The sequence below is a fragment of the Novosphingobium aureum genome, assembly GCF_015865035.1.
Classification (GTDB): domain Bacteria; phylum Pseudomonadota; class Alphaproteobacteria; order Sphingomonadales; family Sphingomonadaceae; genus Novosphingobium; species Novosphingobium aureum.
Map to the genome: position 1 here is coordinate 329129 of NZ_JADZGI010000002.1, position 25826 is coordinate 354954.

At 64.7% G+C, this 25826-nt stretch carries 28 protein-coding genes and 1 tRNA gene; 11 read left to right on the forward strand and 18 right to left on the reverse strand.

What is annotated here, in order from left to right; all coding sequences use genetic code 11:
- Nucleotides 1-50: 50 nt before the first annotated feature.
- The 4 genes from I5E68_RS14645 (at nt 51) to I5E68_RS14660 (ending at nt 3892) form a co-directional block, all read left to right on the forward strand.
- Nucleotides 51-2123 (forward strand): TonB-dependent receptor plug domain-containing protein, encoded by a 2073-nt coding sequence (locus I5E68_RS14645; RefSeq protein ID WP_197165278.1) that lies wholly within the window; start codon nt 51-53, stop codon nt 2121-2123.
- 47 nt (nt 2124-2170) lie between these two features.
- Entirely contained in the window at nt 2171-2785 is a 615-nt protein-coding gene (locus tag I5E68_RS14650; protein ID WP_197165279.1) for a (2Fe-2S)-binding protein, read from the forward strand.
- Nucleotides 2786-2795: 10 nt separating this feature from the next.
- Nucleotides 2796-3140, forward strand: coding sequence for an arsenate reductase (glutaredoxin) (arsC, locus tag I5E68_RS14655; protein ID WP_197165281.1), 345 nt, complete (start codon nt 2796-2798; stop codon nt 3138-3140).
- 113 nt (nt 3141-3253) lie between these two features.
- Nucleotides 3254-3892 (forward strand): class I SAM-dependent methyltransferase, encoded by a 639-nt coding sequence (locus tag I5E68_RS14660; RefSeq protein ID WP_197165283.1) that lies wholly within the window; start codon nt 3254-3256, stop codon nt 3890-3892.
- A gap of 92 nt (nt 3893-3984) precedes the next feature.
- On the opposite strand, the gene I5E68_RS14665 is transcribed toward I5E68_RS14660, so the two are convergent.
- A complete protein-coding gene (locus I5E68_RS14665; protein ID WP_197165285.1) occupies nt 3985-4827 on the reverse strand; it encodes a DUF7847 domain-containing protein in 843 nt (280 codons plus the stop codon).
- 104 nt (nt 4828-4931) lie between these two features.
- On the opposite strand from I5E68_RS14665, the gene lipB reads away from it, so the two are divergent.
- A complete protein-coding gene (gene lipB, locus I5E68_RS14670) occupies nt 4932-5630 on the forward strand; it encodes a lipoyl(octanoyl) transferase LipB (RefSeq protein ID WP_197165287.1) in 699 nt (232 codons plus the stop codon).
- Nucleotides 5627-6025, forward strand: coding sequence for a hypothetical protein (locus I5E68_RS14675; RefSeq protein WP_197165289.1), 399 nt, complete (start codon nt 5627-5629; stop codon nt 6023-6025). The genes lipB and I5E68_RS14675 overlap by 4 nt, the downstream gene beginning before the upstream one ends.
- A 17-nt stretch (nt 6026-6042) precedes the next feature.
- Here the strand turns inward: I5E68_RS14675 and I5E68_RS14680 are convergent, their stop codons facing one another.
- Both I5E68_RS14680 and I5E68_RS14685 read right to left on the reverse strand, forming a co-directional pair.
- Nucleotides 6043-6981: an HpcH/HpaI aldolase/citrate lyase family protein gene (locus I5E68_RS14680; RefSeq protein WP_197165291.1), complete on the reverse strand. Its 939-nt coding sequence runs from the start codon at nt 6979-6981 to the stop codon at nt 6043-6045.
- Between the two features lie 104 nt (nt 6982-7085).
- Nucleotides 7086-8261: an N-acetyltransferase gene (locus I5E68_RS14685; protein WP_197165293.1), complete on the reverse strand. Its 1176-nt coding sequence runs from the start codon at nt 8259-8261 to the stop codon at nt 7086-7088.
- 174 nt (nt 8262-8435) lie between these two features.
- Here I5E68_RS14685 and I5E68_RS14690 point away from each other — a divergent pair, with 174 nt between their 5' ends.
- Nucleotides 8436-9593, forward strand: a complete 1158-nt coding sequence (locus I5E68_RS14690; RefSeq protein WP_197165295.1) for a fatty acid desaturase family protein — start codon at nt 8436-8438, stop codon at nt 9591-9593.
- An 88-nt stretch (nt 9594-9681) separates the two neighbouring features.
- Here the strand turns inward: I5E68_RS14690 and lptG are convergent, their stop codons facing one another.
- From lptG to I5E68_RS14715, 5 genes are all read right to left on the reverse strand, one after another.
- A complete protein-coding gene (lptG, locus tag I5E68_RS14695) occupies nt 9682-10779 on the reverse strand; it encodes an LPS export ABC transporter permease LptG (protein ID WP_197165297.1) in 1098 nt (365 codons plus the stop codon).
- Nucleotide 10780: 1 nt separating this feature from the next.
- A complete protein-coding gene (gene lptF / locus I5E68_RS14700) occupies nt 10781-12010 on the reverse strand; it encodes an LPS export ABC transporter permease LptF (protein WP_197165299.1) in 1230 nt (409 codons plus the stop codon).
- 396 nt (nt 12011-12406) lie between these two features.
- Nucleotides 12407-12805, reverse strand: a complete 399-nt coding sequence (gene clpS / locus I5E68_RS14705) for an ATP-dependent Clp protease adapter ClpS (RefSeq protein ID WP_228727208.1) — start codon at nt 12803-12805, stop codon at nt 12407-12409.
- Between the two features lie 132 nt (nt 12806-12937).
- A complete protein-coding gene (locus I5E68_RS14710) occupies nt 12938-13834 on the reverse strand; it encodes a phasin family protein (protein ID WP_197165301.1) in 897 nt (298 codons plus the stop codon).
- 258 nt (nt 13835-14092) lie between these two features.
- Nucleotides 14093-16039: a PHA/PHB synthase family protein gene (locus tag I5E68_RS14715; protein WP_197165303.1), complete on the reverse strand. Its 1947-nt coding sequence runs from the start codon at nt 16037-16039 to the stop codon at nt 14093-14095.
- A gap of 285 nt (nt 16040-16324) precedes the next feature.
- Between I5E68_RS14715 and I5E68_RS14720 the strand changes: the two genes are divergently transcribed.
- Both I5E68_RS14720 and I5E68_RS14725 read left to right on the forward strand, forming a co-directional pair.
- Nucleotides 16325-17536: an LL-diaminopimelate aminotransferase gene (locus I5E68_RS14720; protein ID WP_197165305.1), complete on the forward strand. Its 1212-nt coding sequence runs from the start codon at nt 16325-16327 to the stop codon at nt 17534-17536.
- A gap of 110 nt (nt 17537-17646) precedes the next feature.
- Complete coding sequence (locus tag I5E68_RS14725; RefSeq protein WP_228727209.1) at nt 17647-18420, forward strand: winged helix-turn-helix domain-containing protein; 774 nt, start codon at nt 17647-17649, stop codon at nt 18418-18420.
- Nucleotides 18421-18500: 80 nt separating this feature from the next.
- Here the strand turns inward: I5E68_RS14725 and mobA are convergent, their stop codons facing one another.
- Nucleotides 18501-19025, reverse strand: a complete 525-nt coding sequence (mobA, locus tag I5E68_RS14730; RefSeq protein WP_197165307.1) for a molybdenum cofactor guanylyltransferase — start codon at nt 19023-19025, stop codon at nt 18501-18503.
- Nucleotides 19026-19265: 240 nt separating this feature from the next.
- On the opposite strand from mobA, the gene I5E68_RS14735 reads away from it, so the two are divergent.
- Nucleotides 19266-19339, forward strand: a tRNA-Cys gene (locus tag I5E68_RS14735).
- An 11-nt stretch (nt 19340-19350) separates the two neighbouring features.
- On the opposite strand, the gene I5E68_RS14740 is transcribed toward I5E68_RS14735, so the two are convergent.
- From I5E68_RS14740 to I5E68_RS20440, 9 genes are all read right to left on the reverse strand, one after another.
- Complete coding sequence (locus tag I5E68_RS14740) at nt 19351-20517, reverse strand: tyrosine-type recombinase/integrase (RefSeq protein WP_197165309.1); 1167 nt, start codon at nt 20515-20517, stop codon at nt 19351-19353.
- Nucleotides 20514-20699, reverse strand: coding sequence for a hypothetical protein (locus I5E68_RS14745; RefSeq protein ID WP_197165311.1), 186 nt, complete (start codon nt 20697-20699; stop codon nt 20514-20516). Before I5E68_RS14745 ends, I5E68_RS14740 begins: the two co-directional genes overlap by 4 nt.
- Nucleotides 20699-20968, reverse strand: coding sequence for a head-tail connector protein (locus I5E68_RS14750; protein ID WP_197165313.1), 270 nt, complete (start codon nt 20966-20968; stop codon nt 20699-20701). The genes I5E68_RS14745 and I5E68_RS14750 overlap by 1 nt, the downstream gene beginning before the upstream one ends.
- Nucleotides 20961-22121: a phage portal protein gene (locus tag I5E68_RS14755; protein ID WP_197165315.1), complete on the reverse strand. Its 1161-nt coding sequence runs from the start codon at nt 22119-22121 to the stop codon at nt 20961-20963. The genes I5E68_RS14750 and I5E68_RS14755 overlap by 8 nt, the downstream gene beginning before the upstream one ends.
- Nucleotides 22112-22654 carry an HK97 family phage prohead protease gene (locus I5E68_RS14760; RefSeq protein WP_197165317.1) on the reverse strand — a complete coding sequence of 181 codons (543 nt, stop codon included), beginning with the start codon at nt 22652-22654 and terminating at the stop codon, nt 22112-22114. The genes I5E68_RS14755 and I5E68_RS14760 overlap by 10 nt, the downstream gene beginning before the upstream one ends.
- On the reverse strand, nt 22654-23877 hold the full coding sequence (locus I5E68_RS14765) for a phage major capsid protein (protein ID WP_197165319.1): 1224 nt from the start codon (nt 23875-23877) through the stop codon (nt 22654-22656). Before I5E68_RS14765 ends, I5E68_RS14760 begins: the two co-directional genes overlap by 1 nt.
- Before the next feature lie 151 nt (nt 23878-24028).
- Complete coding sequence (locus I5E68_RS14770; protein ID WP_197165322.1) at nt 24029-24562, reverse strand: hypothetical protein; 534 nt, start codon at nt 24560-24562, stop codon at nt 24029-24031.
- Nucleotides 24563-24658: 96 nt separating this feature from the next.
- On the reverse strand, nt 24659-25060 hold the full coding sequence (locus I5E68_RS14775; protein WP_197165324.1) for a hypothetical protein: 402 nt from the start codon (nt 25058-25060) through the stop codon (nt 24659-24661).
- 271 nt (nt 25061-25331) lie between these two features.
- Nucleotides 25332-25490, reverse strand: coding sequence for an Arc family DNA-binding protein (locus tag I5E68_RS20440; protein ID WP_197165326.1), 159 nt, complete (start codon nt 25488-25490; stop codon nt 25332-25334).
- Nucleotides 25491-25572: 82 nt separating this feature from the next.
- Between I5E68_RS20440 and I5E68_RS14785 the strand changes: the two genes are divergently transcribed.
- Nucleotides 25573-25815: an Arc family DNA-binding protein gene (locus tag I5E68_RS14785; protein ID WP_197165328.1), complete on the forward strand. Its 243-nt coding sequence runs from the start codon at nt 25573-25575 to the stop codon at nt 25813-25815.
- The last annotated feature ends 11 nt before the right edge of the window (nt 25816-25826 follow it).

Consider the following 25826-nt stretch of genomic DNA (forward strand, 5'->3'; position numbering starts at 1 on the left):
TCATTGCCACAGGCGAGCCGCTAAGCAGCGCGCGACGAAAGGAAATCCAGATGCCCCGAACCGCCGCCAGCCGGCCCCGCCCCGCACGCAGTGCCTGGTTCGTGCGCCGTAGCGCCACGATCGCGGCGGCGACCGCTCTCACCGGCATCGCCGCCCCCACGCTCGCGCAGGACGGCAACGACGAGACCCGCGCCGAGGCCATCGTCGTCACCGGCCAGGGCCTCGCCCCCGCTCCCGCGACGCCCGCCTACGACGTTACCGTGATCGAACGCGATCAGGTGCTTGCGAGCCCATCGGGCAGGATCGAGGACGTGCTGTCGTCGGTTGCCGGATTCCAGCAGTTCCGCCGCTCGGACAGCCGCTCCTCGAACCCGTCCGCGCAAGGGGTCACGCTGCGATCGCTGGGCGGCAACGCCTCGAGTCGCGCGCTGGTGCTGCTCGACGGGGTACCGGTGACCAATCCCTTCTTCGGCTACGTCCCGTTCAACGCGCTCTCGCCCGATCGCATCGGTACGATCTCGGTGACGCGTGGCGGTGGCATGGGCGCATTCGGCACCGGAGCGGTTTCGGGCACGATTGCCATGACCAGCGCAGGGCCTGACGAGATCGGCCCGCTGCGCGGCTCGGCACTCGTCAACGACCGTGGCGAGACGCAGCTCTCGGCAACCGTCGCGCCGCGCCTTGGCGAGGGATTCGTCGTCGCGGGCGTGCAATGGGACAAGGGCCAGGGCTTCTGGACGACCCCGCGCGACCAGCGTGTCGATGCCAGCGCGCGCGCCGCCTACGAAAGCTGGTCGGGCTCGCTGCGCGCGGTAGCCCCGCTGACCGACACCGTCGAGATTCAGGCATCGGCCCTCGCCTACGACGATGCACGTACGCTGCGCTTCGAGGGTGCCGATTCGAGCGCGTCGGGCCAGCAGGCGAGCCTGCGCCTCGTCGGGCGGGGCGAATGGCAGTTCGAGGCGCTCGCCTATGCGCAGGCGCAGGACTTCTCGAACGTCGTGATCAGCTCGACCCGTTTCGTGCGCGCGCTCGACCAGATGAAGACCCCGACTTTCGCGACCGGCGGCAAGCTCGAACTGCGCCCGCCGCTCGGCGATGCCCACGTGCTGCGCTTCGGCGCGGACTTGCGCAACGTCGAAGGGCATCTCGTCGAGGCGCCCTACAGCACCTTTTCCGGCCTGCAGACCGCGTTCCGTCGCGCCGGGGGCAAGCAGTCCGACCTCGGGCTCTACCTCGAAGACGACTGGACGCTGGGGCAGCTGGTGGTGACCGGCAGCGCACGCCTCGACCGCTGGACGATCCGCGATGGCTTCTACCGCGAGCTCGATGCCAGCGGCGCACTCTCGCAGGACACCCGCCATGCCGACCGCGACGGGTGGGATACGAACTTCCGCGGCGGCGTGCTGTGGCGCGCGAACGAGGCGATCTCGCTACGCGCCTCGGCCTATACCGGCCTGCGCCTGCCTACGCTCAACGAGCTCTACCGCCCCTTCGTGGTCTTCCCGGTGACGACCAACGCCAATGCCGCACTGAAGCCAGAGCGGCTACGCGGTTACGAAGCGGGGCTCGACCTCTACCCGGCCAAGGGTATCCACTTGTCCTTCACTGCCTTCGACAACCGGCTCAAGGCTGCCATCGCCAACGTCACGCTCGATGCCACCACGCGCGAGCGCAAGAACGTCGATGCGATCCATGCGCGCGGGATCGAGGCGGGTGCCGGAGTGGCGCTCGGCCAGATCCGCCTCGACGGTTCGCTCGCCTGGACCGACTCCAAGGTTGAAGCCGATGGTGTCCAGGCCGCGCTCGACGGCATGCGCCCCTCGCAGGTGCCCAAGCTGGCGGCCAGCGCCACGCTGGCCTGGCTGCCCGCGCGCGGCTGGCGCCTTGCCGCGACCCTGCGCCACATCGGCAAGCAGTTCGAGGACGATCTGGAGAGCGAGGCCCTTCCCGCCGCAACAACGCTGGGCGCCTATGCCAAGATCCCGGTCAACCCGCTGGTCTCGGTGGTGCTGCGCGGCGAGAACCTGACCGACGAGCGCATCGTCACGCGCGACCAGTCGGGCTCGATAGACCTCGGCGTGCCGCGCACGATCTGGGCCGGGATCTCGGTGGGGATCTGAGCAAGACCGCTCTGGCCAGCACGCAGGCGAGCGCCTAAGGAACAGCCATGTCCCGCCTCACCGTCAACGACCATCCGGTCGCCTTCGACATGGACCCGCAAACGCCGCTTCTGTGGGCGCTGCGCGACGCCGCGAACCTGACCGGCACGAAGTACGGCTGCGGCAACGGCGATTGCGGTGCCTGCATGGTGATCGTCGACGGCGCCGCGCTGCGCTCGTGCCTGATCACGCTGGCCGAGGCGGAGGGGCGCATCGTCACCACCATCGAAGGCTTGTCGAGCGATCGCTCGCACCCGGTGCAGCAGGCGATGGTGGCCGAGCAGGCGATCCAGTGCGGCTTCTGCACGCCCGGGATCGTCATCGCCGCTGCCGCCCTGCTCCAGCGCAATTCCGCGCCGAGCGAAGCCGAAATCCACGAGGCAATTCCCAATCTGTGCCGCTGCGGGGTCTATCCCCGGCTCGTGCGCGCTCTCGAACGCGCGGCGCGCGTGGCGCGGCGCGAGGAAACGCTGAGCGCAGCCCCCGCTCCGGGCATCGCGCCTGCCGATGCAGCAAGCGCGGTGCCCGCGCTCGCCCCGGTGGGCGCCAGCGCGCCCGTTCCTGCAAAATCGACTTCCGGGCCCGCGCCGCTTCAGGCGCCGCCCCCATCCGACAAGACCTGAGGAGACCACCATGAAGGCCACGATCTGGCACAACCCCAAGTGCGGCACTTCGCGCAAGACCCTCGCCATCCTCGAGGAGACCGACGGCGTCGAGGTCACCGTCGTCGAGTACCTCAAGACCCCGCCTAGCGCCGAGAAGCTGGCGCAACTCTACAAGGATGCCGGCATCACACCGCAGGCAGGTCTGCGCATCCGCGGCACCGATGCGACCGAGCGCGGATTGCCCGATGCCGACGACGCGACGGTGCTCGCGGCTATGGCCGAGGACCCGATCCTGATCGAGCGCCCGCTGGTCGAGACCGACAAGGGCGTGCGCCTGTGCCGCCCGCAGGAAACCGTCCACGAGATCCTGTGATCGCCGCAGGTTATGCGCGTTCGGCTCGTCCCGGCTGCCTTGCAATGGCCGCCTGAATCTGCCACCGCATGGCACTTGGATGACACAGTAACACCGCGAGGGTTCGCGCCAGCATGAGCAGTACCGAGATTGCCCGAGAGGCTCTTCCGCAGAAATTGAAGCGGAAAATCAAGCAGTCCCTCGGCCCCTGGGGTGTCTTCATCGAAGGGTTCATTCGCCACCCGGTAATGGTCGGCTCGATCGTTCCTTCCTCCCGCTTCACCATCCGCCGGATGCTCGCTCCGGTAGACTGGGACAACTGCAAGCTCTTCGTCGAGTATGGCCCCGGGATCGGCACCTTCTGCCGCCCGGTGCTCGACCGGCTGGGCCGTGACGGCACGCTGATCGTGATCGACACCAACCCGGACTTCATCGAGTACCTGCGCCGCACGATCACCGACAGTCGCTTCATCGCGGTGCTCGGCTCGGCGGCCGACGTCGAGGACATCGTGCGCCAGCATGGGCATGAGAAGGCCGACTACGTGCTTTCGGGCCTGCCCTTCTCGACCCTGCCCGACGGTGTCGGCCCGGCAATCGCGGCGGCCACGCACCGCGTGATCCGCAAGGGCGGCGCGTTTCTGGTCTACCAGTTCACGCCGCGCGCCCGCGACTTCATGGCACGCCACTTCCGCCGCATCGACAGCGGTTACGAGATGGTCAACGTGCCGCCGTGCTGTCTGTTCTGGGGCTGGAAGGACGAGGACGAGGGCTGAACGCCCGCGCCTTCGGGACCGCCAACGAAAAGGAGCGCCGGACCATTGTCCGGCGCTCCTTTTCGTTAATGCAAGGCCGTCCTTCGGGATCACTACTCGAAGGTTTTCGCCTCGCTTCCCGGCATGCCTCCCGAGAGCTGCTCGTGCGCCTCGACAAGCAGCGCGGTCATGATCACGCTCGCCACCGCCCCGATCAGTCCCGAGACGATCCCGCCAGCCAGCGTGGTCGCATCGCCCGGCCCCGCGAGCAGGGCAACCGGGGTCACGACGAAGAGCGAAAGCACGAAGCTGAGCGCGAGATAGCCTGCGAAGAGCAGCAGGAAGAAACCGAGCAGGCGCAGGGCATTGCCTCTGGTCAGTTGCCACGAGCGCAGCAAGGCATGGAGCGGATTGGCGATGCCGTCGCGCACGATCGTCGCGGTCAGCAGCGAGAGGCGGATCGAGGTATAGAAGAGGCCCACCATCACGAAGAGGACCATCACCCCGCTCATCACACCGGCTAGGCCGGTCAGGCCGCCCAGCGCCCCGACGAAGAGGCCCGCGACGAGCATGATCAGGACGAAGGCAGCAAAATAGATCAGCGAAGCCGCGATCAGCGTCGGCAGCGAACGGAAGGCGGTACGGATCGCCTCGCCCACGGTCGGACGCCCCTGCCCACTGAGCAGCGCCATCACCGCAAGATAGCCCAGCCCCTGCACCAGCGCACTGCCAAGGCTCAGCGCGAGGATCGAGCCCATGTGCTCGGCCATGACCTGCTTGAGCACCGCCTCGTTCTCGAGGTTCGCCATCATGACGGCCTGCACGTCGGCCAGAAACACGCCCGAAAGCAGGGTCGGCAGGAAGAAGAAGACCCCGGCCAGCGCGATCAGCACGTCGCGGTTGGCCATGACCTTGGCAATCCCCCCGGTCCAGGCCCGGTTACTGTCAAAACGCATCTCAGTCTCCAAACGTCGCGTCACGAACGCGCAGCACCGCCTTAAACACAGGTTCGGCGCGAATGCACTTGATAAGCGCATGGAATGACGCCACGCAACGCGGCATGACCAGCGAACCTTGTGAGACGGGCGGTTTCACTCTGCCCGGAGACATCGAACTGCGCATATCCCGCGAGCGGGTACCCTATCGCGAGGCCCTCGCGGAAATGAACGAGCGCAACGCTGCCATCGCCGCAGGCGAGGCGCGCGAGCTGATCTGGCTGCTCGAACATCCCCCCGTCTACACCGCGGGCACCAGCGCCGACGTTGCCGAACTGCTCGACCCGCGCTTCGAGGTGGTCGATGCCGGGCGCGGCGGGCGCTATACCTATCACGGGCCCGGCCAGCGCGTGGCCTATGTCCTGCTCGACCTCAAGCGCCGCGCGCGCGACGTGCGCGGCTTCGTCCATGCGCTCGAGGGCTGGGTGATCGACACGCTGACCGACTTCGGCGTCGAGGCCTTCCGCAGTGACGGACGGATCGGCATCTGGACCAGCGACATCGACGGGCGCGAGGCCAAGATCGGGGCGATCGGCGTGCGCATCCGCAAGTGGGTGACGATGCACGGCTTCGCGGTGAACATCCATCCCGACCTCGCGCACTTCACCGGCATCGTGCCTTGCGGGATCGACGAATTCGGCGTCACCAGCCTTGATCGTCTGGGCAAGGACTGCGACTTCGCCGATTGGGACCGCGCGCTTCTAGAACGCGCACAGAAGTTTCTCGCCGCCCTCGAAAGCCCCTGCCCTCCGGAGAGCGCATGATGACCGATTTCCGCCAGCCCTGCGACCGCAAGACGGCGATCCTGCCACCCCTCGCCCTCCTGCTTGCAGGCGGCCTCGCGCTCGCGGGCTGCAACAAGGAGAAGGCGCCCGAGGGCCAGCCTGCCGCAGGCGTCGAACTGCTGCCGCGGTCGGTCAACGACGACATGCCCGGCTACGATACCGTGCGCTCGCAGGCCCCCTACGAGGACCCCGAGGCGGCCGAAGCGCTGCAACGGCGCAGCGCGGCCAATGCCCCCGTCGCTTCTCCTGCACCCGAAACGCCGGAGGGCGGCGAGGAAGATGAGGCCGGCACGCCGTCCCCTTCGCCCAGCACTGCACCGTCGGCGAGCGCGGCGCCCTCGCCCCCGGCCAGCCCCGGCCCGCAGCCGCAATAAGACCGCGCCTGCCCCGGTCAGGCCGGGAGCAGCATCGGCGGGCGGCGGCCATCCTCGCCCGAGGGCGAAACTGCCTCGAACATCGCGATGGTCCGGCGCGCCTGGACGAGATCCGAACGCGTCACGAGATGGCCGTGCAGCGGCAGCGAGCCGTGGTTCGGGTTCGTCTCGAAGGCCGCGACGATGTCGCGCGCACGTGCCAGTTCCTCGGCGCTGGGAGTAAAGGCGGCATTGATCGCCTCGATCTGTCCGGGATGGTTGGCAAACATGCCCACGAACCCGTCCGAGCGGGCCCGACGCGCCGCCTTGCGCAAGCCCCGCGTGTTCTCGATGTCGTTGAAGGCCGCGTCGATCGCCATGACTTCGGCGGCATGGGCGGCGAGCACGGCTTGCGCGCGCACGAAGCTGGCGACGTCGGACGGCCCTTGCGCCTCGCGGTGAGTCCCCGCCCCCCCGAGGAGGGTCCCGAAGGCAGGCTTGCCCCAGGAAAGCCCGTGCAGGCGCTGGTGCGTCGATTCGCAGTAGGCCGCGATGCCGAGCGCGCCGCGCGGGGTCTCCCCCGCGACCGGCACGATCAGCGTGGCGTGGGCGGCCACGCCACTGACCTGTTCGAGTTCGTAGAGTTCGCTGGCAAGCTGGCGCACCGTCTCCGGCCCCGCCGACTTGGGCAGGACGATGCCGTCGGGCGCGCTGGGCATGATCGCGACGAGATCGTCGCGCGCCAGTCCCGAATCGAGCGCGTTGATGCGCACCCAGCGCCCCATCCGGCGCTGCTCGAGCAGATTGCGGCGATGCGCGGTCAGCCACTGCGCGGCGAGTTCGCGCGCGCGCGGCTTCTCGGCAAGTGGTACCGCATCCTCGAGGTCGACCACGACGACATCGGCACCGGTACCGATCGCCTGCCCGAGCTGCTCTTCGCTATTGCCCGCAACGTTGAGCCAGGATCTCCACTTCATGACGCCACGTCCGCCTCTTCGCATCCGGCGGCATACCCCGTGCATGCCGCGCGCAACGGCGCGAGCCTAGGGCCTCAAGCGTTAAGAAATCCTGCCCGGCACGATCAGTCGGCGACGAGACTCTTCTCATAGATCACGTATTCGCGATTGACCTTGCTCTCGATCGTGTCGGCAATTGCGACCATGCCCTGGTTGTCCTCGAGCACCCAGCCGATCTCGGCGCGCCGGGTGTCGAACTTGGCGACCGCCGAGCGGCGGATGAACTCGATCATCATGAAGGCAAGCTGGCTGGCGAGGCGCGAGGACTGCAGCTTCTTGCGCACTCCCATCAGCGGCACACGCATGTCGGCAGGCTTGGGCTTGCGCAGCCACCACAGCAACTTCGCAAGTCCCAGCAGCGAGGGCTTGCCGCGCGCGCCGTTCACACGCTTCTGGATGCCGTTGAGATCGGGCAGCGTCATCATGAAGGCGACCGGCTCGCCATCGTATTCGGCGATGCGGATCAGTTCGGGATGAACCAGCGGCTTCAGCGCCTTGCCGGTATGCGCGATCTCTTCCTCGGTGAAGGGCACGAAGCCCCAGTTGTCTGACCAGGCGTCGTTGAGGATCTCGCAGATGATCCCGGCATCGCGGTCGAAGTGCTTGAGGTCGGCCTCGCGAATGCGAATCCGCTCGTTCTTCTCGCCACCCGCGACGATGCGCTGGACGAGCTTCGGGAAACCGCCGGTCACATCGAGATCGTAGGTATAGAGCGACTTGATCGCTGCGTAGCCCGCACCCTCGATCCAGCCCTGGTAGGCGGCATTGTGGTGCCCCATCATGACCATCGGCGAGTGATCGTGACCGCGTACCAGCAGGCCGGGCTCCTCCCAGACCGAGAGGTTCATCGGCGCGAGCACGCGGGTCATGCCCTCGGCCCGCAACCAGTCCTCTGCCTTCGCGATGAGTGCGTTGGCGGCCTCCTCGTCCTCGGCCTCGATCGCGCCCCAGTTACCGGTGCCCGGGCCCATGCCCTGCTCGACCGGCTGTTTCAGCGCCAGTTCATCGATGTGCGCCGATATGCGCCCGACGACGCGTCCATCGCGGCGCGCCAGGAAAAGCTGGCAGCGGGCATGGTCGAAGAAGGGATTCTTGTCGGGCGAGAACTTGGCGATCTCTTCCGAGCGCAGATTGGGCACCCAGTTTTGATCTGTCGCATTGAGCCGGTAGGCACAGTCGACGAAGGCGGCACGATCGGCCTTGCCGGAAACCGGAGTGATGACTAGTTCGGCCTTCGCCACGATCCTGCCTTTGTTCGGTTGTAGGGATGCAAACGGATGCGGCGGAGTGCGGCCTGAGCCGGGCACTTGTCAAGCGAGCTGATCGTACCGCCTGTGCATGCCGCAGGCTGGAGCGATCGCAAGGCGCCTCCGGGTACGCCCCTATTGGAATTGCATGAGTTGGAAGTCGAGTAGATGATTGCTCAGGACCTTATGGACATGCCGCAGGCGGCACAGGAAACGGACCGCGCGAATGCGCGAGGCGTCGACGCGCAGCCCCGCTCGGCGCCCGAGGGCACCCTCGCTGGCGTGGCCCGCTCCTCGTGGCACGCCCAGATTCCCGAGGACAAGGCCATGCTGCGCGCGGCCGCGACGCTGACGCGCGACATCGCTAGGGCCCGCCCCGAGATCTACTGGCCCGACATGCTCGGCTCGGCGGCAGTGGGTTACGGCGCGCTGGCGATGGCGATCCTTGCCGACTCCACGCTGGCCATGGTCGCATGGGGTGTGCTCTCGGCGCTCGCGCTCTATCGTGCGCTGCTGTTCATCCACGAGCTCAGCCACATGCACCGCGATGCCCTGCCCGGCTTCCGCTTTGCCTGGAACCTGCTCGTCGGCGTGCCGATGCTGATCCCCTCGTTCATGTACGAGGGCGTTCACGCGCAGCACCATTCGCGCAAGCGCTACGGCACGATCACCGATCCCGAGTACCTGCCGCTCGCGCTGATGCGCCCGTGGAGCCTGCCGGTCTTCGCGCTCACCGCGATCCTGCTGCCGCCCGCGCTGCTGGTGCGCTCGGCCGTGCTGGTACCGCTCGGCGTGATCGTCCCGCCGCTGCGCAAACTGGTCTGGGAACGCGCTTCGGCGCTGGCGATCAACCCGCAGTACCGCCGCGACAAGCCGCGCGACGAGTTCGCACGCATGGTCTTCTGGCAGGAACTGGGCAGCTCGGTCTGGGCGATCGCCCTCGTCGCGGCCAGCTTCGCCTACGGCTGGCGCCCGCTGGTGATCGCGCTCTGCGTGGTTTCGCTGACCGCCTTCCTCAATCAGGTCCGCACGCTCGTCGCGCACTTGTGGGAGAACGAGGGCGAGGAAATGACGCTGACCGCGCAGTATCTCGATTCGGTCAACGTGCCCCCGCCCGGCTTCATCTCGCCGCTCTGGGCCCCGGTCGGCCTGCGCTTCCACGCGCTGCACCACCTGCTGCCCTCGCTGCCCTACCACTCGCTGGCAGAGGCGCATCGCCGTCTCGTCAAGGAACTGGGCCTCACCTCGACTTACGAGAAGGCCAGCTATCCCGGCCTGATGCCGCTGCTGGGCAGGCTGGTACGCTCGACAATGAAGGTCGGCTGAGACCAGCCTGTCAGTGCCCAAACGAAAAGGGCCGGGAAGCATGGTCGCTTCCCGGCCCTTTTCGTTTGTCTGGGTAATCGCGCCGCGTTTACTCCTCGGTGCGGATCAGCACCGTCTCGCCAATCAGCAGGAACAGCACGAAAGGCGCCCAGGCAGCAACCATCGGCGGATAGCCACCGAAGTTGCCCATCGCCAGCGCGGCATTGTCGAGGACGAAGTAGGCAAACCCCAGTCCCATACCAAGAATCGAACGGATCAGAAGCTGGCCGGAACGCGCGAGGCCGAAAGCTGCGACAGCGCCCAGGAGCGGCATCAACAGCGACGCCAGCGGACCCGATATCTTATGCCACCACGCCGCTTCCAGCTCGCTCGTACGGCGACCGGCGGTGCGCATGGCATCGATCGAATCGGCCAGCGAGAAGATATTCTCGGCGCTGGCGTCCACCTTGGCGAGAAGGATCTTCTGGGGCGTGACGCCCTTCCCGACGGTCATGCTTGCAGGGCGGCTGACCTGCGTGGCCTCGACGTCGAAGGAAACCGGCCTCTCGAGTTTCCAGCCCGGATTGGCGTAAGTCGCGCGATCTGCGCGCACTTCCTGGATGATGCGCCCCTGCTCGTCACGGCGGTCGAAGGTCACCCCGGTCATGACCATATTCATGCCGCTACCGGTCAGGGTGCGCGCGCTCATCAGATCGCGCCCGTCGGCAAGGTAGAGATTGCTGCGCACGCCCGAACTCTCGGGGATCGGGCCATAATCGACCGCAGACCATGCGCTGAGCATCGCGGTCGAGCGGGTTACCACGGTCTCGTTGAACAAGAAGGCTGCCCCGGAGATCACCGCCGCAGTCAGCAGCAGCGGCGCCAGCACCTGGTGCGCCGAGAGCCCGGCCGCCTTCATCGAGATGACTTCGCTGTTCTGGTTGAGCGTCGCGAGGGTGACGATCGTCGCGAGCAGCACCGAATAGGGCAGGAAGCGCGCGACGAGCTGGGGAATGCGCAGCGAGACATAGTACATCAGCTGCGCCTCGCCATTGGCGGAATAGCTCAGGATGTCGCCCGATTCGCCGAGCAGATCGAGCACCTGCAGCACCAGCACGAGCATCACCAGCATCGCCGCGATGCGCGTGACGAACAGGCGCGCGAGGTACCAGGTCAGCGTCTTCGAAGGGAAGAATTCCATTTGCATCTCAATCCCGGTCCGCGGGCTCGGGCAGGATCGGTGCATGGCGCCGGCGGCGGCGCAGCAGCGACTTGAACCGCTTGGTCACGACCGCGAAACCCTTCTCGAGCCAGCCGATGGCCTGTCCGCCAGGCACGTAGGCAACCGTGTAGTACATCCACAATATCAGCGCGGCGAGGACCGCAAAGGGCCCCCACAGTCCCAGGATCGGGTCGATCCGGCCAAGCGCGGCGACGTCGCTCGCGTACTGGTTGACCTTGTGATAGGCGACGATGATCACGATCGAGACGAACAGACCAAGCGAGGAAGTCGAGCGCTTGGGCGGGATTGCCAGCGCCACCGCGAGCAGCGGCAAGAGAAGCATCATCACCACCTCGACGAGGCGATAGTTGAAGTTCGCCTGGCTCGAGGCCCGCTCCTCGCGCGGCGCATCCTCGCTCCATCCCAGCTTCATCAGCTCGGGCAGGAAGTACTCGCGTTCCTGTCCGCCGCGCTGGCGGAACTTCTCGATCTGCGGAAGGTCGATCGGCAGGTCGTGCCGGGTAAAGGTCAGTACGCGCGGGGTCGCCCCGGGGCTGTCCTGGATGATCTGGCCATTGCGCAGGCGCAGGATGATCGTGTTGGGCGCGTTGTCGAGAGCGAGGAAGCGCCCCTCCTGCGCGGAGATCGAAAGCACCTGCCCCTTGTCGTCGGCGACACGAGCGAAGATCCCCATGAGGCGTCGCCCCTCGTCCTGGCTTTCCTCGATGCGCAGCGCGATGCGGTCCTCGAGCGTGGTGAACTCGCCGACCTTGATCGAGGCGCCGAGCGCGCCCGACTTGAGCTCGTAGTTGAGCTGCTCGTAGCTGTAACGTGACAGCGGCTGGAGATAACCGACGACCGCGAAGTTGATCGCGACCATGACCAGCGTGATCATGTAGGGCACGCGCAGCATGCGGGTATAGCTCAGCCCGACCGCGCGCATGACGTCGAGTTCGCTGCTCGTCGCCAGCTTGCGGAAAGCGAGCAGAATGCCGAGCATCAGCCCCAATGGGACCGCAAGGCTGGCATATTCGGGAAGCATGTTGACGAGCAGCTTGAAGACGACGCCGATCGGACCGCCCTCGGTCGCGACGAAATCGAACAGGCGCAGCATCTTGTCCAGCACGAGCAGCGAGGCCGCGAGCAGGAATATTCCGATCATCGGCATCAGCACGAGGCGGAAGATATAGCGGTCAATGGCGCTGAAGAATTTCACGTAGCCGTCGTCACAGTACCGTTCTCCCCCGCGCCTTAACGGTTAGGCGGCTGGGGTCAAAGCGAATTGTCGCCCCTTGCAGCCCTGCGCGCCCGACAAGCCGGAACGCGCGACATCTTGGCAACGCCGCGGCGCCCGGACGGTTGCGGATCACGACGATACTAGCGAATGGCGAGAGTGCAAAATCGGCAGGCCACGCAGGGTATTCAACTCTTGCGAGCAACGTGCAGGCCCAGGAACGGGCACACAGATGCCATGAACGTGCATCGGAACCCGTTCTCTTGCGAGGCAGAAATTACGTAATAACCCGCATGCGAGTGCCATCACGTGCACTCGTCTTGCGGAACTGACGACGCTGCGCCGCCGTCATTGCCATTCCCGGTAATTCGCGAGCGCTCAGGCTTTCTCGAGCGTGCACTGAAGCGGATGCTGGTTCTGCCGGGCGAACTCCATCACCTGGTTCACCTTGGTTTCCGCGATTTCATAGGGGAAAATACCGCAGACCCCGACGCCCTTCTGGTGGACGTGGAGCATCACGCGGGTCGCCTGTTCCAGGTCCATGTGGAAGAAGCGCTTGAGGACCATCACCACGAATTCCATCGGGGTGTAGTCGTCGTTGAGCATCAGAACCTTGAACTGGCTCGGTTTTTTGGGCTTGGCACGCGTCTTCGTGGCGATGCCGATCTGGCCGTCGTCGCCCGCCCCGTCGTTGTTGCCATCGTCAGGCTTGTCGTCTCCTGCCGCGGTGATCGTCAGGAAACGCAGGGATTCGGAATCGTCGAACGGAAATTGCATGGCACCAGAATATCGCAAGGGGGACCCCTTCTACAAGACGCCCCCACCCCGATTATCGCGAAATGCCTTGCAGACAAGCCTATTCGACCGGGTGTCAGACACCCGGCCGGATGGACTGTGTCGGAAAAGTCGTCAGGCCGAGAACGAGCGGGCCTTTTCCATGGCCATGCTCATGCGGCCCGAGATCGGCGCCATGGCATCGCTGGCGAGCTTGAGCATCGCTTCGCTGTTCTTCGAGCTGTAAGCGACCGCGCTGTCGAAGCTCTTGCGCATCATGTCGCCCTGGAGTTTGAAGAAGTCGGTCGGCGACTTGGCGCCGGCGAGTTCCTTGACGTCGCTCGACATGGTCTCGAAAGCGCTGCGGCCTTCGGTAACCAGCTCCGAACCCATGCTCTGCATGCCTTCGGCGAAGATCTTGCCGGACTCCATCATGGCCTCGACGTTGCCCTTCGTGAATTCGGAAGCTTCACCCATCATGGCAGTACCCTTTTCGAAAGCGGCCTTGGCCTTGGTCTGGGCCTCGGTCATTGCGTCCTGGAAACCGGTAAGATTTGCGCTCATGTCCATAGTCGTATCCTCGAGCATGAAGTTATTGAAAAGCCCGGCGAAAGCGGGTGCCGTATCAGGTGCGGACTTAGGTGCCGCCTTCGGTTTGGCTGCCTTGGCCACCGACGCCGGCTTGGCGGTCGGCTTTGCCTTGATCTTGGCAGCGGGGGCAGCCGGCTTGGGCTTTTCGGCCTTTGCCGGAACAACTTTGTCGGCCGGAGCCTTGGCAGCGACGGCCTTGACCGGACTGGCTTTCTTGGCGACGGCTGGTTTGGCAACGGCAGGCTTGCGCCCCCGCGTTGCCGGCTTGGTTGCCGCAGACTTCTTGGGGGCGGCGGGCTTGCGCGCCGGAGCCTTCTTGGCCGCTGGCGGATCGGAAACCTCGGGTTTGGGTTCTACGGCCGCCGACTTGGCAACCTCCACCTTGGGGCCTTCGGCCTTGGCGGTAGCAACTTCTTCCTTGGGAACTTCGTCATCGGCCATCGTGCGAATCCAGTTCGTGCTGCGTAACTGCGAGCAGAAGAGTAATGTCGGGATATCAGTGGCCTGAACGGCCTAGACTTCCTCTCGCCCGTTGTTGCAATGCACAATATGATACCGCAGCGGCGAAGTCAAGCGCGCAAATTGTGCAGTGCAGCAAAATGCTGCACTGCACAATTTGCCTAGGACGCTCAAGGGTTTCCCCGTAACGGGCCAACACATGGCCCGGCACCCTAGGTAAAATCCCCCGAAGAACACGCCCTATCGGGTCATCACGTAGCGCCCCGGAGCTTCCTCGATCACCGTGTCGCCGCGACCTCCCGGCTTGCGCTTGCCCTTTGCCGCGACGGTCTCATTGTCGCGCTCTCGCAGCCACTGGGCCCAGTGCGGCCACCAGCTGCCGGGATGCTCGGTCGCGCCGGAGACGAAGTCCTCGAGCGTGTCGGGCGCGCCCTCGTTGGTCCAGTACTGGTACTTGTTCGCAGACGGCGGATTGACCACACCGGCGATGTGGCCTGACCCCGCGAGCAGGAAGGTGGCCGGCCCGGCGAGGTAGTGAACGAGCTTCCACACACTTTGCGGCGGCGCGATGTGATCCTCGCGTCCCGCCTGGATGTAGCACGGGGTCGCGATGCGGTGCAGGTCGATCGGCACTCCGCAAGCCTGCAGCGAGTCGGCGACGACAAGACGATTGTCGCGATAGAGATCGCGCAGGTAGTCACGGTGCCAGCGTGCCGGCAGGTTGGTGACATCGCCGTTCCAGTGCAGCAGGTCGAAAGCGGGATGTGCCTCGCCCTGCAGGTAGTTCTTCTCGACGTAGCTCCAGATCAGGTCGTTGCCGCGCAGCAGGTTGAAGGTCGCGGCGAGATAGCGCCCGTCGAGATAGCCCTCGGGCGTCAGCTGCCCGAGCGTCTCGATCTGCTGGCTATCGACGAAGTGCTTGAGGTCGCCCGCGTCCTCGAAGTCCACCTGAGCAGTGAAGAATGTCGCGCTCGCCACCTTGTCCGCCTCGCCCTTGCGCGCGAGCACGGCGAGCGTCGCGGCAAGCGTCGTGCCCGCCACGCAATAGCCGATGGTGTGCACCGAGGGCACCTTCAGGCGCTCACGCACGAAATCAATCGCGTCGATCTGGCCCTGGATATAGTCGTCCCAGGCAAGGTCGGCCATCGAGGCGTCGGCAGACTTCCACGAAACCATGAAGACGCTGATGCCCTGCTCGACCGCCCAGCGCACGAAGCTCTTACGCGCGTTAAGGTCGAGAATGTAGAACCGGTTGATCCACGGCGGGAAGATCACCAGCGGGGTCTTGAGCACCTTATCAGTAGTGGGCGTGTACTGGATCACCTGGAACAGCGGCGTCTCGTGGACGACCTTGCCCGGGGTCACCGCGATGTTCTCGCCCAACGTGAACATTGCCGGATCGGTATGCGTCAGCTGCCCCTTGCGAAGATCGGCGACGAAGTTCTCGAAGCCGCGCACGAGGCTCTCGCCGCCAGTCTCGCCCGCCCGCGCGAGGGCTACGGGATTGGTCAAAGGGAAGTTCGCTGGACTGAGCGCATCGATCATCGTGCGCGCGGCGAAGATCAGCTGCGCCTTTCGCGCAGGCTCGAGCCCCTCGACCGCCTCGGCCATGCGCACCACCTCGCTGCCAAGCAGCAGGTAGAGCTGGTGCACCAGCGCGAAGAAGGGTTGCGCACGCCATTCGGGCGCGGCGAAGCGGCGGTCGCGCAGCGGCATTTCAGGATCGGGGCGAGTACCCGCCGCCGCCTCGGCACCTTCCTCGTTGGTCGCGGCGAACGCCTTCGAGAGCGCGGTGGTCAGCCCGAAGGTACCGTCGCTACCGGCCGAGCCCGGCTCGATACCGTATTGCCCCAGGACCGCAGTAATCAGCGCAAGGCTGCGCTCCCACATGCCCTGCTGCACGTCCGGGCGCGCGAGCGGCAAGTGGCGCATCACGGCTTCCATCGTGCCGATCCACTTCACCGGATCGGCATAGTGCGGCGGCTTGCCCTGGCTTCCCTTCTGGATCTGCTCGACCTGGAAGTCGGTCCAGATCGTCTGGAGACGTCCCGCGATCTCGGCCCAGTGCACCGCGCTCTCGCCGGCCGTGCCCTGCCCGTTCGCCCCGAGCATGCCGAACAGGTCGGTCATGCCCTTGGACTGCTGGCGGAAAAGTTCGGTGACGATCTCGGCAGCGTCCTGCGCCATGGGGCAAATTCTCCTCGGGGTCGCGCTATCTGGGACGACACACGCAGTGCCGTCCTGCCATGTCTGGCCCAGCACGCGCGCGCTGTCGAGGCCCCTTGGCGACGCGGAAGCGACGACCTCGCCTTTGCGACAGCCCTGCAACTGCGCGCAGAACGCCACGCATGCATGATCGATGCTTTGCGCAATAAAATTTGCAACGATCGCCCATTTGCGTGGCCCTCGTTATCCCCTACAGGGGCAACCACGGCATTCCCGCCTCTACCTGTTTCTGGATTTGACGAAGTCATGGAAGACGAGTTCTACCGCATCAAGCGCCTGCCCCCTTATGTCATCGCCGAAGTCAACGCGATGCGGCACGCGGCACGCACGGCGGGCAAGGACATCATCGACCTTGGCATGGGCAACCCCGACCTGCCCCCGCCCGAGCACGTCATCGACAAGCTGTGCGAAGTGGCGCGCAAGCCCGACGCCCATGGCTATTCGCAGTCCAAGGGCATCCCGGGCCTGCGCCGCGCCCAGGCGAATTACTACGCCAACCGCTTCGGCGTGGAACTCGACCCAGAGAACGAGGTCGTGGTGACCATGGGCTCGAAGGAGGGCCTCGCCAGCCTCGCCACCGCGATCACCGCGCCGGGCGACGTGGTGCTGGCCCCCAACCCCAGCTACCCGATCCACACTTTCGGCTTCATCATCGCGGGCGCAACGATCCGCTCGGTCCCGACCACGCCTGACGAGCACTACTGGACCTCGCTCGACCGGGCGATGGCCTTCACCGTGCCGCGTCCCTCGATCCTGGTGGTGAACTACCCCTCGAACCCGACCGCCGAGACCGTCGATCTCGCCTTCTACGAGCGGCTCGTCGCCTGGGCGAAGGAGAACAAGGTCTGGATCCTTTCGGACCTTGCCTATTCCGAGCTCTACTACGACGGCAACCCGACCCGCTCGATCCTCGAGGTTCCGGGCGCCAAGGATGTCGCGGTCGAGTTCACCTCGATGAGCAAGACCTATTCGATGGCCGGCTGGCGCATGGGCTTCGCGGTCGGCAACCGCAAGCTGATCGCGGCCATGGCGCGGGTGAAGTCCTATCTGGACTACGGCGCCTTCACCCCGATCCAGGCGGCTGCATGCGCAGCTCTCAACGGGCCGCAGGACATCGTCGAGAAGAACCGCCAGCTCTACCAGAAGCGCCGCGACGTCATGGTCGAGGCCTTCGGCCGTGCTGGCTGGGACATCCCCAGCCCCAAGGCCTCGATGTTCGCCTGGGCCCCGCTTCCGCCCGCGCTCAAGGACATGGGCAGCCTCGAGTTCTCCAAGCAACTCCTCACCCATGCCGAAGTCGCCGTGGCGCCGGGCGTGGGCTATGGCGAGGACGGCGAAGGCTTCGTGCGCATCGCCATGGTCGAGAACGAGCAGCGGCTGCGACAGGCCGCGCGCAACGTGAAACGCTACCTCCAGTCGATGGGCGTTAACGCTCCCAGCACTCAAAAAAATAGCTAGTCTTTACAGTCCTTTAAAATCGGAACCTGTAAGATTTTTGGAGTTGCCATTTAACTGCCATCCCCCGATCCTGCCTGCATCGATATGCCTGCAGGATTGGGGGAATTCAAATGGCGGATCGCAGAAGGTTTGACGACAGACTTCACACGTTCACCTGGCTTTCCAAAGGAGAGGTCCCGGACCTTTTCGACTTGCGCCGCTGCGGCTGGGCGCTGCGGGAAGACGAAAGCGCCAGCATCAGCTGCATCGCCATGCTGGCGGTTACAGACGCATGTGAACCGAACTGGATTGATCGCGCGGACGACTATTCCGTCGCCGCGCGCCGCCGGATGATCGTCGGGGGCGTGGCCGATGGCGACAAGCGCGCCTTCCTGCTCGCCAAGGGCTTCGGCGACGTGGTCACAAACGACATTCATATCGAGGAACTGGGCCTGCGCGCCCGCCGCGTAGCCGAGTCGCTCACCAAACTGCCGCGCATTCGCAGCATTGGCCGGCTCAGCCTCGACCTGCTCGAGCGCGAAGCCTACTGCAAGGAAACACCGCTCAACCTAAACCCGCGCGAGTTCGCCCTGCTCTGGCGCCTGACCGACAACATCGACCAGTCGGTCAGCAAGCAGGCGCTGATCCGCGACGTCTGGCGCCTCGGGTTCGTACCCGAGACCAACAGTATCGCGGTGCACATGTCACGCCTGCGCCGCAAGCTGGCATTCGGCGGGCTCGACAACATCATCGATACGGTCAGCGGCGGAGGCTATCGTCTTTGTGCAAGCGACCTGGAAGCCCCCGGCCAGCCTGGTTCGAGCATGGGGCAGGATCGCTCGGCACGGATGCACGCGTCGGAAAACCCATCGGTCGGCCTCGGCTCCTTCTCTGCGAACGGATGACGCTGAGCGGTTGAACTCCGCTCCGCTGCACCCAGTCAGGGTGGCGCAAGCCATGAACCGGAACCGGCAACGCCCGGCGACTACGTATCGCTTGCGTATCCGGCGAGGTCTTCGGGACGATTGATGTTTCCTATGCCCTGCCCTCCGGCAACAAGACGGACATTAGCAAGCTCTGCAAAGTGCTTCATCGAGTGGCGCTCACTCGAACGCAGCAAAGTCTCCAGCCTTCCCGTGACCTCGACAGGCCACAGCCCGATGACGGGCTGACCATCGAGGCAGGCAGGCCCGGGAGAGAGGAGCCCAGGCAGGTCCTCGGGCAAGCCAACGGCATCGACCGGAATGGTCAGCACCTGGGCATAGCCCTGATCCTGCGCATAGCGCAGCGCCGCCGCCAGCCCGGCCAGCGGCCCCATCCCCGCGTGCGGCCAGTCGGGCACGGTCGGAGCAGGCCCCGATTCGCGGCCGATGACAAGAACATGGTCACACCAGCCCGCCAGACTGTCGACAGCGCGGGACAGCAAGGTACGCCCCCCAATCTCCGCCAGCGCCTTGTCACTACCGAAACGTTGCGATTGCCCGCCGGCAAGTACGGCTCCGAGGATCATGACTATCCTTTCCTGCTGGGTATGGTCGCTGACGCCTGTCGCGCTGCGAGGGATGCGGGGCCTTCCCGTCCCCAATGAGCCTAACGCAGCAGGACGGGCAGGCAAGAGCCCAGCAAACCTATGGCCTGCGCGCGCAAACTCACCGCAGGTGACAAAAATCGTGCGACAAGACCCGCGAGGCCATCAAAAGCCATTGCACTGCCCGCCTTCCGTTGATAGTGGGCGCACCTCCACACCGAAGGCCCGATGGCGGAGTGGTTACGCACCGGACTGCAAATCCGTTTACGCCGGTTCGATTCCGGCTCGGGCCTCCATCCTTTCCAAATTATCGCCCATTTTCAGCTCCTTCTGCTGAATTAGTGTCTAACCTTGGATCGAGGTTAGACATTTCCCACTCGGCAAGGCGGCTTATTGCACCCTCCGCAAGCCGCTCCTGATTGGCGGCAGCAGTGTAGCGAGCAACCTCATCGTCCTTGCTGTGGCCGCTGACAGACTTCATCGTCTTGTTCGGCATTTCCAGCTCAGCCATGCGCCTCATCGTCGCCTTGCGCAGCCCATGCGCCGTGCATTTCGGAAGGCCCGCCGCGTCACACTGTTCTCGAAACCAACCGCCAAAACCCTTGACCGAAAAAGGCTTGCCCCATTCGGTCACTAGAAAACACATGGCATCACTAGGGGGCATGGCGTCAATCGCAGCCGCCAGTTGCGGTGCGATAGGAAGGCGCAACAGCTTACCGGTTTTGCTCTGCCGGATGACGAATTTGCCGCCGCTGACGTGTTGCCGTCCAAGGTGGATTGCATCGACTTTGCGCTGATCGGTCCAGAGCATCAGCTCCATGGCAAGACGTTGCTTCGTTCCGAGCGCCCACCGGTTGCGATAAATTGCGATGTCGTCCTCGCTCCAGGTGTAAAAGCCGGTGGACTGATCGCCAGGAGCAACCCTCACTTGCTGCGTGTCGTCGACTGGATTGGTCGTCAACCAGCCCAGCTTTCGAGCGAACGCGAAAAACCTGCGCAATTCCTTTCGCAGTTTGCGCGCAGCCTCGATGCCCCCCACCTTCCGCCCGTTGGCATCGACCGTCTTGATCCGAGCCTTCGCAATGATGGCGTCGATATGTTCGAAGCGGATCGCCTTAACGGGCCGGTCCTCGCGGCCCTGCGCGAAACGCTCAAGTATCTGGCGAACCTTGGTCTGCGTCGTCGCACTCGGGCCAAGCCTCTCAGGGATAGCAAGATAGCGCCGCAGCAGGTCGCCAATGCTGCCAGGGATCGTGTTTGCGGCGTGCGCGTCCTCTCGCGCCTGCGCAACAGCTTCCGCGCTATTGAAGCGGCGATACTCTTCACGAAATGCCTCAGTGCCCAAGGCTGCGGTGAAGTACTGCGAGGGATAGCCCTTGCGCCGAAAGCGAAGGCGCTCTTTGCCGTGCCTATCCTTGAACCGCGAGACGTACTCAGGAAGAAAACGATTGGAGCGAAGACGCTGGCGCGTCATTGCGTGAACTCCTCGTCCCAAGGATTGCCGAGACTAAGCTCGTTCAGCAAGTTATCGGAGAAGAGGACAACAATTCGACCCATATGATCAATACTAACGCCGCGCGGCTTCATGCCAGCAGCAACCGCGCCCTTGAGGGCTTTGGTTACTTCGGCTTGTTTGAAGGGGGCGCGGGCAGTCATTAGACGTCCAACGCCCTGAAGGGTTGCACAAGGCGATCTTCGCCAGTGCCGGCGCTGACGTTTGCTCGGTCCTGGTCGGACACAGCGATGCGCGCGAGGCACGCGAGTTTGAGGCGCGCGGGTACCTCACCAGTGCCATCCCAGCCATCGGCGGTGGTCAACACTGCCTCAGACGCGGCGGCGATAAGCAGCAAGATGGTGCTATCTTCGTCATCGCCATCGATGCGCAGCCAGAGCTTCGCCTCGGCAAGGGTAACAAGGTCAGCCATTGGTCTGCACCTCCGTTGCTCGCGGGTTCCAGCCTTCGACCTGGCGAACTTCCTCCGGGTCAAGAACGCCGGTGTCGATTGCGATCTTGTGGGCGTTCCAGCGGGTCGCAGGATCGCCACGCAGGAAGCCCGACAGATCCAGCTCAAGCTCGTATGAACTGCCCACCGGGAACAGCGAGCGGGCAAATTCGGCCTCGATCTTGCGTGCCCAAGGCGAGAGACAGAACGTGGCAAACCACAACCCGGCCTGCGCCGCGTTGGTGAAGGTGTTGTTCTCGTATGCCTGGATGATCGGCGGCGGAACGCCGTAGAGGCGGCAAATCTCGATCACGCCGAACTGGCGGGTTTCGAGAAGCTCCGCATCCTCAGGCGAAATCTGGGCAGGCTTGAAGGTCATCCCGCCGTCGAGCACCAGCGTCTTGCCCGCGTTCCCGGCGCCACCATGGCGGCCATTGAACTGGCTACGCAAGGTGTCACGCTGGTCGGCGGTGAGAGTGCCCGGAACTTCGATGAGCCCGGAGGGCGATGCACCGTTGCGCAGGAACTCGCGCGCGTGGCGGTTGGCCAGCTCCACGCCCTGTACGGTATCGGCGGAACGAGACAGGCGGGAGCGGCCCAGCAGGCCGTCGTCCGTGCGATCTCGCAGGTGGAGCACTTCGCCTTCCAGCAAGCGGCGCATGGAGCCCTTGCCGTCACCAACGTCATAAGCGAGGCGACCGCTGGAAAGCTCCTGCACGGTCACATACTGCCACGGCACAAAGATCAGGTTGGAAAGCTGACCGTTGCCGCTGCGCACGATCTCGATAAGCCCGTTGCCGGTCAGCAGCGCCGATGCAATCCAGTGCTCGATCACGTCGGGCCACGTCATGCGCGTGGCCAGCTGGCCGCGTGCAAGTCGGGAAACCGGGTGCGAGAGACTTTCGGTCCGGTTGTCGCCCTCGCGGCGGTAAACCAGCGCGGGGACGTAGGCGAGCGCCGTGCTGATCGCATTGACGCAGGCCAGAACCGCCGAAAGGTTCTCGGCCATGCGTGCGCTCATCACGCTCGGATAGCCGACGTTGGACGCAACTGCCTGCCACGAAGGATCGAGCGGAGAGGCATCGTCCCTCCGCTCGTAGCCCATGAAGGACGCCATGCGATCAATCAGGCCCATCTGCGCGCCTCCGCAAGCTTGAGGGCGCGAGCGCGGCGTTGCCGTTTCGTTCCCCACTCCATGGAGCGCAAAGCGATCTCAGTTCCCTCATAGGCAGGCCAGGCGCAAACCACGCTGATCTCCTTGAGGGCGATCGAGCGCAGCGTGCGGGTCGTGCCATCCCAGCTATCGCCGCCCTCGGGGACGGTGAAGCCGAACGACATGCCGCCCAGATCGCCGCGCTCGGCAAGCAGGAGCACGTCGCGGCCCGCCTGAGTATCGGGCAGGTCGAGCGAGAAGCTCAAGCCGTGGGCATCCTCGGACAAGCGCAAGGTGCCAGAGCGCGTGCGCCCCAGCACCTTGCCTGCGTCGTGGTCGAGCAGGGCGAGAACATCGCCGGACAGCGCAGCGCGGAACGCTCCGGGGGCAATGCGCTCCCGAAAACGCCCCAAGTCGGCCATGCCGGTGAAAGTGGCGGCATAGCCCTCAAGCCGCCGCCCAGCGGCGCGAACCTCGGAAAAGGCCCGCCGCTCAAGGGTTGCCGCAACTACCATCAGACGGCCGTCACGCCGGATGCCTTGACGAACGAGGCGGGACGGCGAACGCCGAAATCCACCGTTGCCATGGTGCGGATGAGGATGTTGCCCTTGCTGTAGGCAGTCTCAGCAAAGGGATTCACGAGAATGTCGAGCTGGCTCCAGATGCCGATGAGGAAGTCGGGCCAGTAGCCATACACCAGCGCGTGCTCGTCATTGCCGGTGCCCAGGTCGTTCGGTGCCTGATTGGTGAACAGCGCGGTTTCGTTGTGGAAGGTCTCCGCAAGCGTGATCGCGTGCCCGTCGCCGTCGCGGAGGTGCATGGCGTTACCCTTGACGCTGTTGGTCGAGAGGAAGCCGCGTCCGCCCATGACGTTCGCCAGGTCCGCCGCCGCCATCATATCCGCCGTGAGGTCGAACAGGTCGGTCGTGAACGCCACGTCGTCAATGTCGGGATCGTTGAGCAGCCCGCGCGGCTCCGCTCCGATGCCCGAACCGTTGAGGCCCGCGCGGTCGATCTCCAGCGCAATATCCCGCGCCATCATCTGCCGCAGGAGCATCTCGATCGAGGGGCTGGCCTGCATGATCATGTTGCGGCTCATCTCGCTGATCACGCCCACATGATGCGGCGAGAGAGTCAGCGAATCGAACGTGGCGTTGCCGGTCGGGAGCGCGCTGTTCTCGGCCACCCAGCCCACGGCAGGCGAGCCGGTCTCGCGCGGGATCTCGACGTTACCGGTGAGGCCCGAAAGGGTCGTGGCGCCAAGGGCGTTGAGAACGGTGCTCGCGGTGAGCGCGGACACGAACTGATCAGGCCGGAAGTCGGTCGGCAGGATCGCCCCGCTGTTCGCGGTCGTCTGCACAGCGCGCTTCTCGAACAGCTCGGTCGCGATGTGGACGCCCTCGGGCTTCTTGCCCGCGCGCTCGACGAGCATCGCCTGTTCGCGTTCGACCTTGGCACGGGTCTCGCCGGGAAGGCTCGTCGGGTCGATCTTGTAGGCCAGCGTCTCGCGCAGCGACTGATTGCGCAGCTCGGCGAACTCGCCGCTGCCGCCTGCCAGGACTCGCCCGCTTTCGGAGCGCTCGGCGGCGTCGATCTTCTTGGCGCGCTCGATCTTGACGTCGTGGGCGGCCAGCTCGGCGGTCGCCGCGTCGAAAGCCGCGTTGTCGTCAGCTGCGTCGGCAGCGGTCATGCGAGCGACAATCGCGCCCCTCGCTTCGATCAGGTCACTGGTCTTCATACGCTCATTCCTTCAAGCTGGCGGGGGCGCGAGGCCCCCGCGCAGTGATTGCCTTCTGCCTCGCGGCGATGGTTATTCGCCCCCATGGGGTGCACCCCTTCCTCAGTGCCAAACGCGGCGGAGGACGCCGTGGGGAGCGGCGATTTCGTGATCACTTGAATTCCATTCCGTTGAGGTCTTCCCGGCGGAAGAGGTTGCGCAAAATCTCGATGCCACTGCGGTCGATCACAAACGAACGCTTCACCCAGCCACCCTGCGACTTGACCTTCCAGAAAGGGAATTCCCCGGTAAGCGCCAACGTGCCCATCACGATCTGCCCCCTGATGGTTGCAGTGTACCCGCTTGCAACGCTCGACAATTCCAGCTCGGCGCCTTCCCAATCGTCATACGCGATCGACTGGGCAAAAACGGAAGCCAGAGTTGCTTCACCGGCTTCGCCGTCAATCCGCAGCGGCAAGTTCATGAGCGCAGCAGCGATGCCGGAGGCAGCGGCAATGTTGTCGGAGTATGCCACCGCCCCCAGCAAACCGATCAATGCGCCGCCGTCGACCTTCTTCACGTCACGTCCGGACGACTTCGGGAGAATTCCTGCGGTGATCAGATTGCGGGCGAGCTGGCTAACCCTGTTAGCCGGGGTCGCAGTCACATAACTGACGATTTCAACTGTCTGAGCTACTGTCTGCATACCCAACTCCATTCTTGGTTTTGGATTTAGCAAACCTAAATTCAGATAGCAAGCAAGGTTCCCCGGCGAGGTTCGGCGCCGGGGGATAACTCGATCTCAGCTCACTTCGCCCGGATCACTGATAGGACAGCCGGGGCCCTGCCCCCACCAAGCCTGGCGGTGCCCGGAGGGCTCATCCTCGTAGGCCACGTCGCCACTGGGGTCGTCTTCCTCGGCGGCATCGTCCTCCTCGTCGTCCTCGTAACCGGCGATCAGGCCATGCCCTGCGCGCTGCTGCTGCCTGCGCAGCGTGTGCCATTCGGCCCATGACTGATCGCCAAGCTCGGCGCCGTCGCTGTCCTCCTCGTCGCCATTCAGTTCAACGTCGGGATCGCCGTCGTAGCGGTCGAGCATGTCAATAAGCTGCTCCACAAGCGCCTCGATCTTTGATCGCTGCGGCGGGAAAGCAAGGGTCGCAGGGTTGAATTCAGGGATGAACAGCGGGTTATAGGCGCCCATCTTAAGCCCTCCCGTTCCGAAGCGAGCGGCGCAACTCGACTTGAGCCAAGTCCCACATCGTTTCCCATGCCCGAACGTGAGCAGGATTGCCGGGATCAAACGCGGGAACGCCGAAACGAAGGCGAGGTTTGGGGAAGGGAATGAGATTGCCGCAGGCGGAATTCGCCTGTATGTGGGCGTTAGCCATTATCGATCTCCTTGCGATCGGTTGAGGTTAGAGCCGGTGCGGGAGGTTAGAGCCCCGCGCCGGTTTATCGTTTTGAAGCCCGGCCTATGCCGCGCGGCTCGAAGCCTTCTGCTCGTACTCACGCAGCGCAAATACGATCTCACTGTTCATGGACCGCTGATTGCTCGCGGCGCGCCGACGAATGGAATCGTGCAAGTCGCGCGGCATCCGCAATCCAAACGGGGGAATTCGTTTCTCCGACATAGCCACCTCATAGCTTCTATTAGAAGCTAGCTACATTTAGTCGGCATTGCTCGTCAAGAGGCGCTCGCTACAAAATGTAGTTATGAGCGAATCGCCCAAACAGATACCGCCCTTTGGTCTTCGGATGCCGCCGGGATTGAAAGAGCAAGTGCAGCGCGCGGCCGAAGCCAGCAATCGCAGCATGAACGCAGAAATCGTCTCGCGCCTTGAGAATTCCTTTGTCGCGGGGGATGGCGCTGTTCTCGACATCGATGAGGAAACGGTGAAACGCCTTATCAAGCAGGTTATCGAACTGCGGGAAGGCGACATGAGAGATCGGGGTTAGGCTAGTTTCCC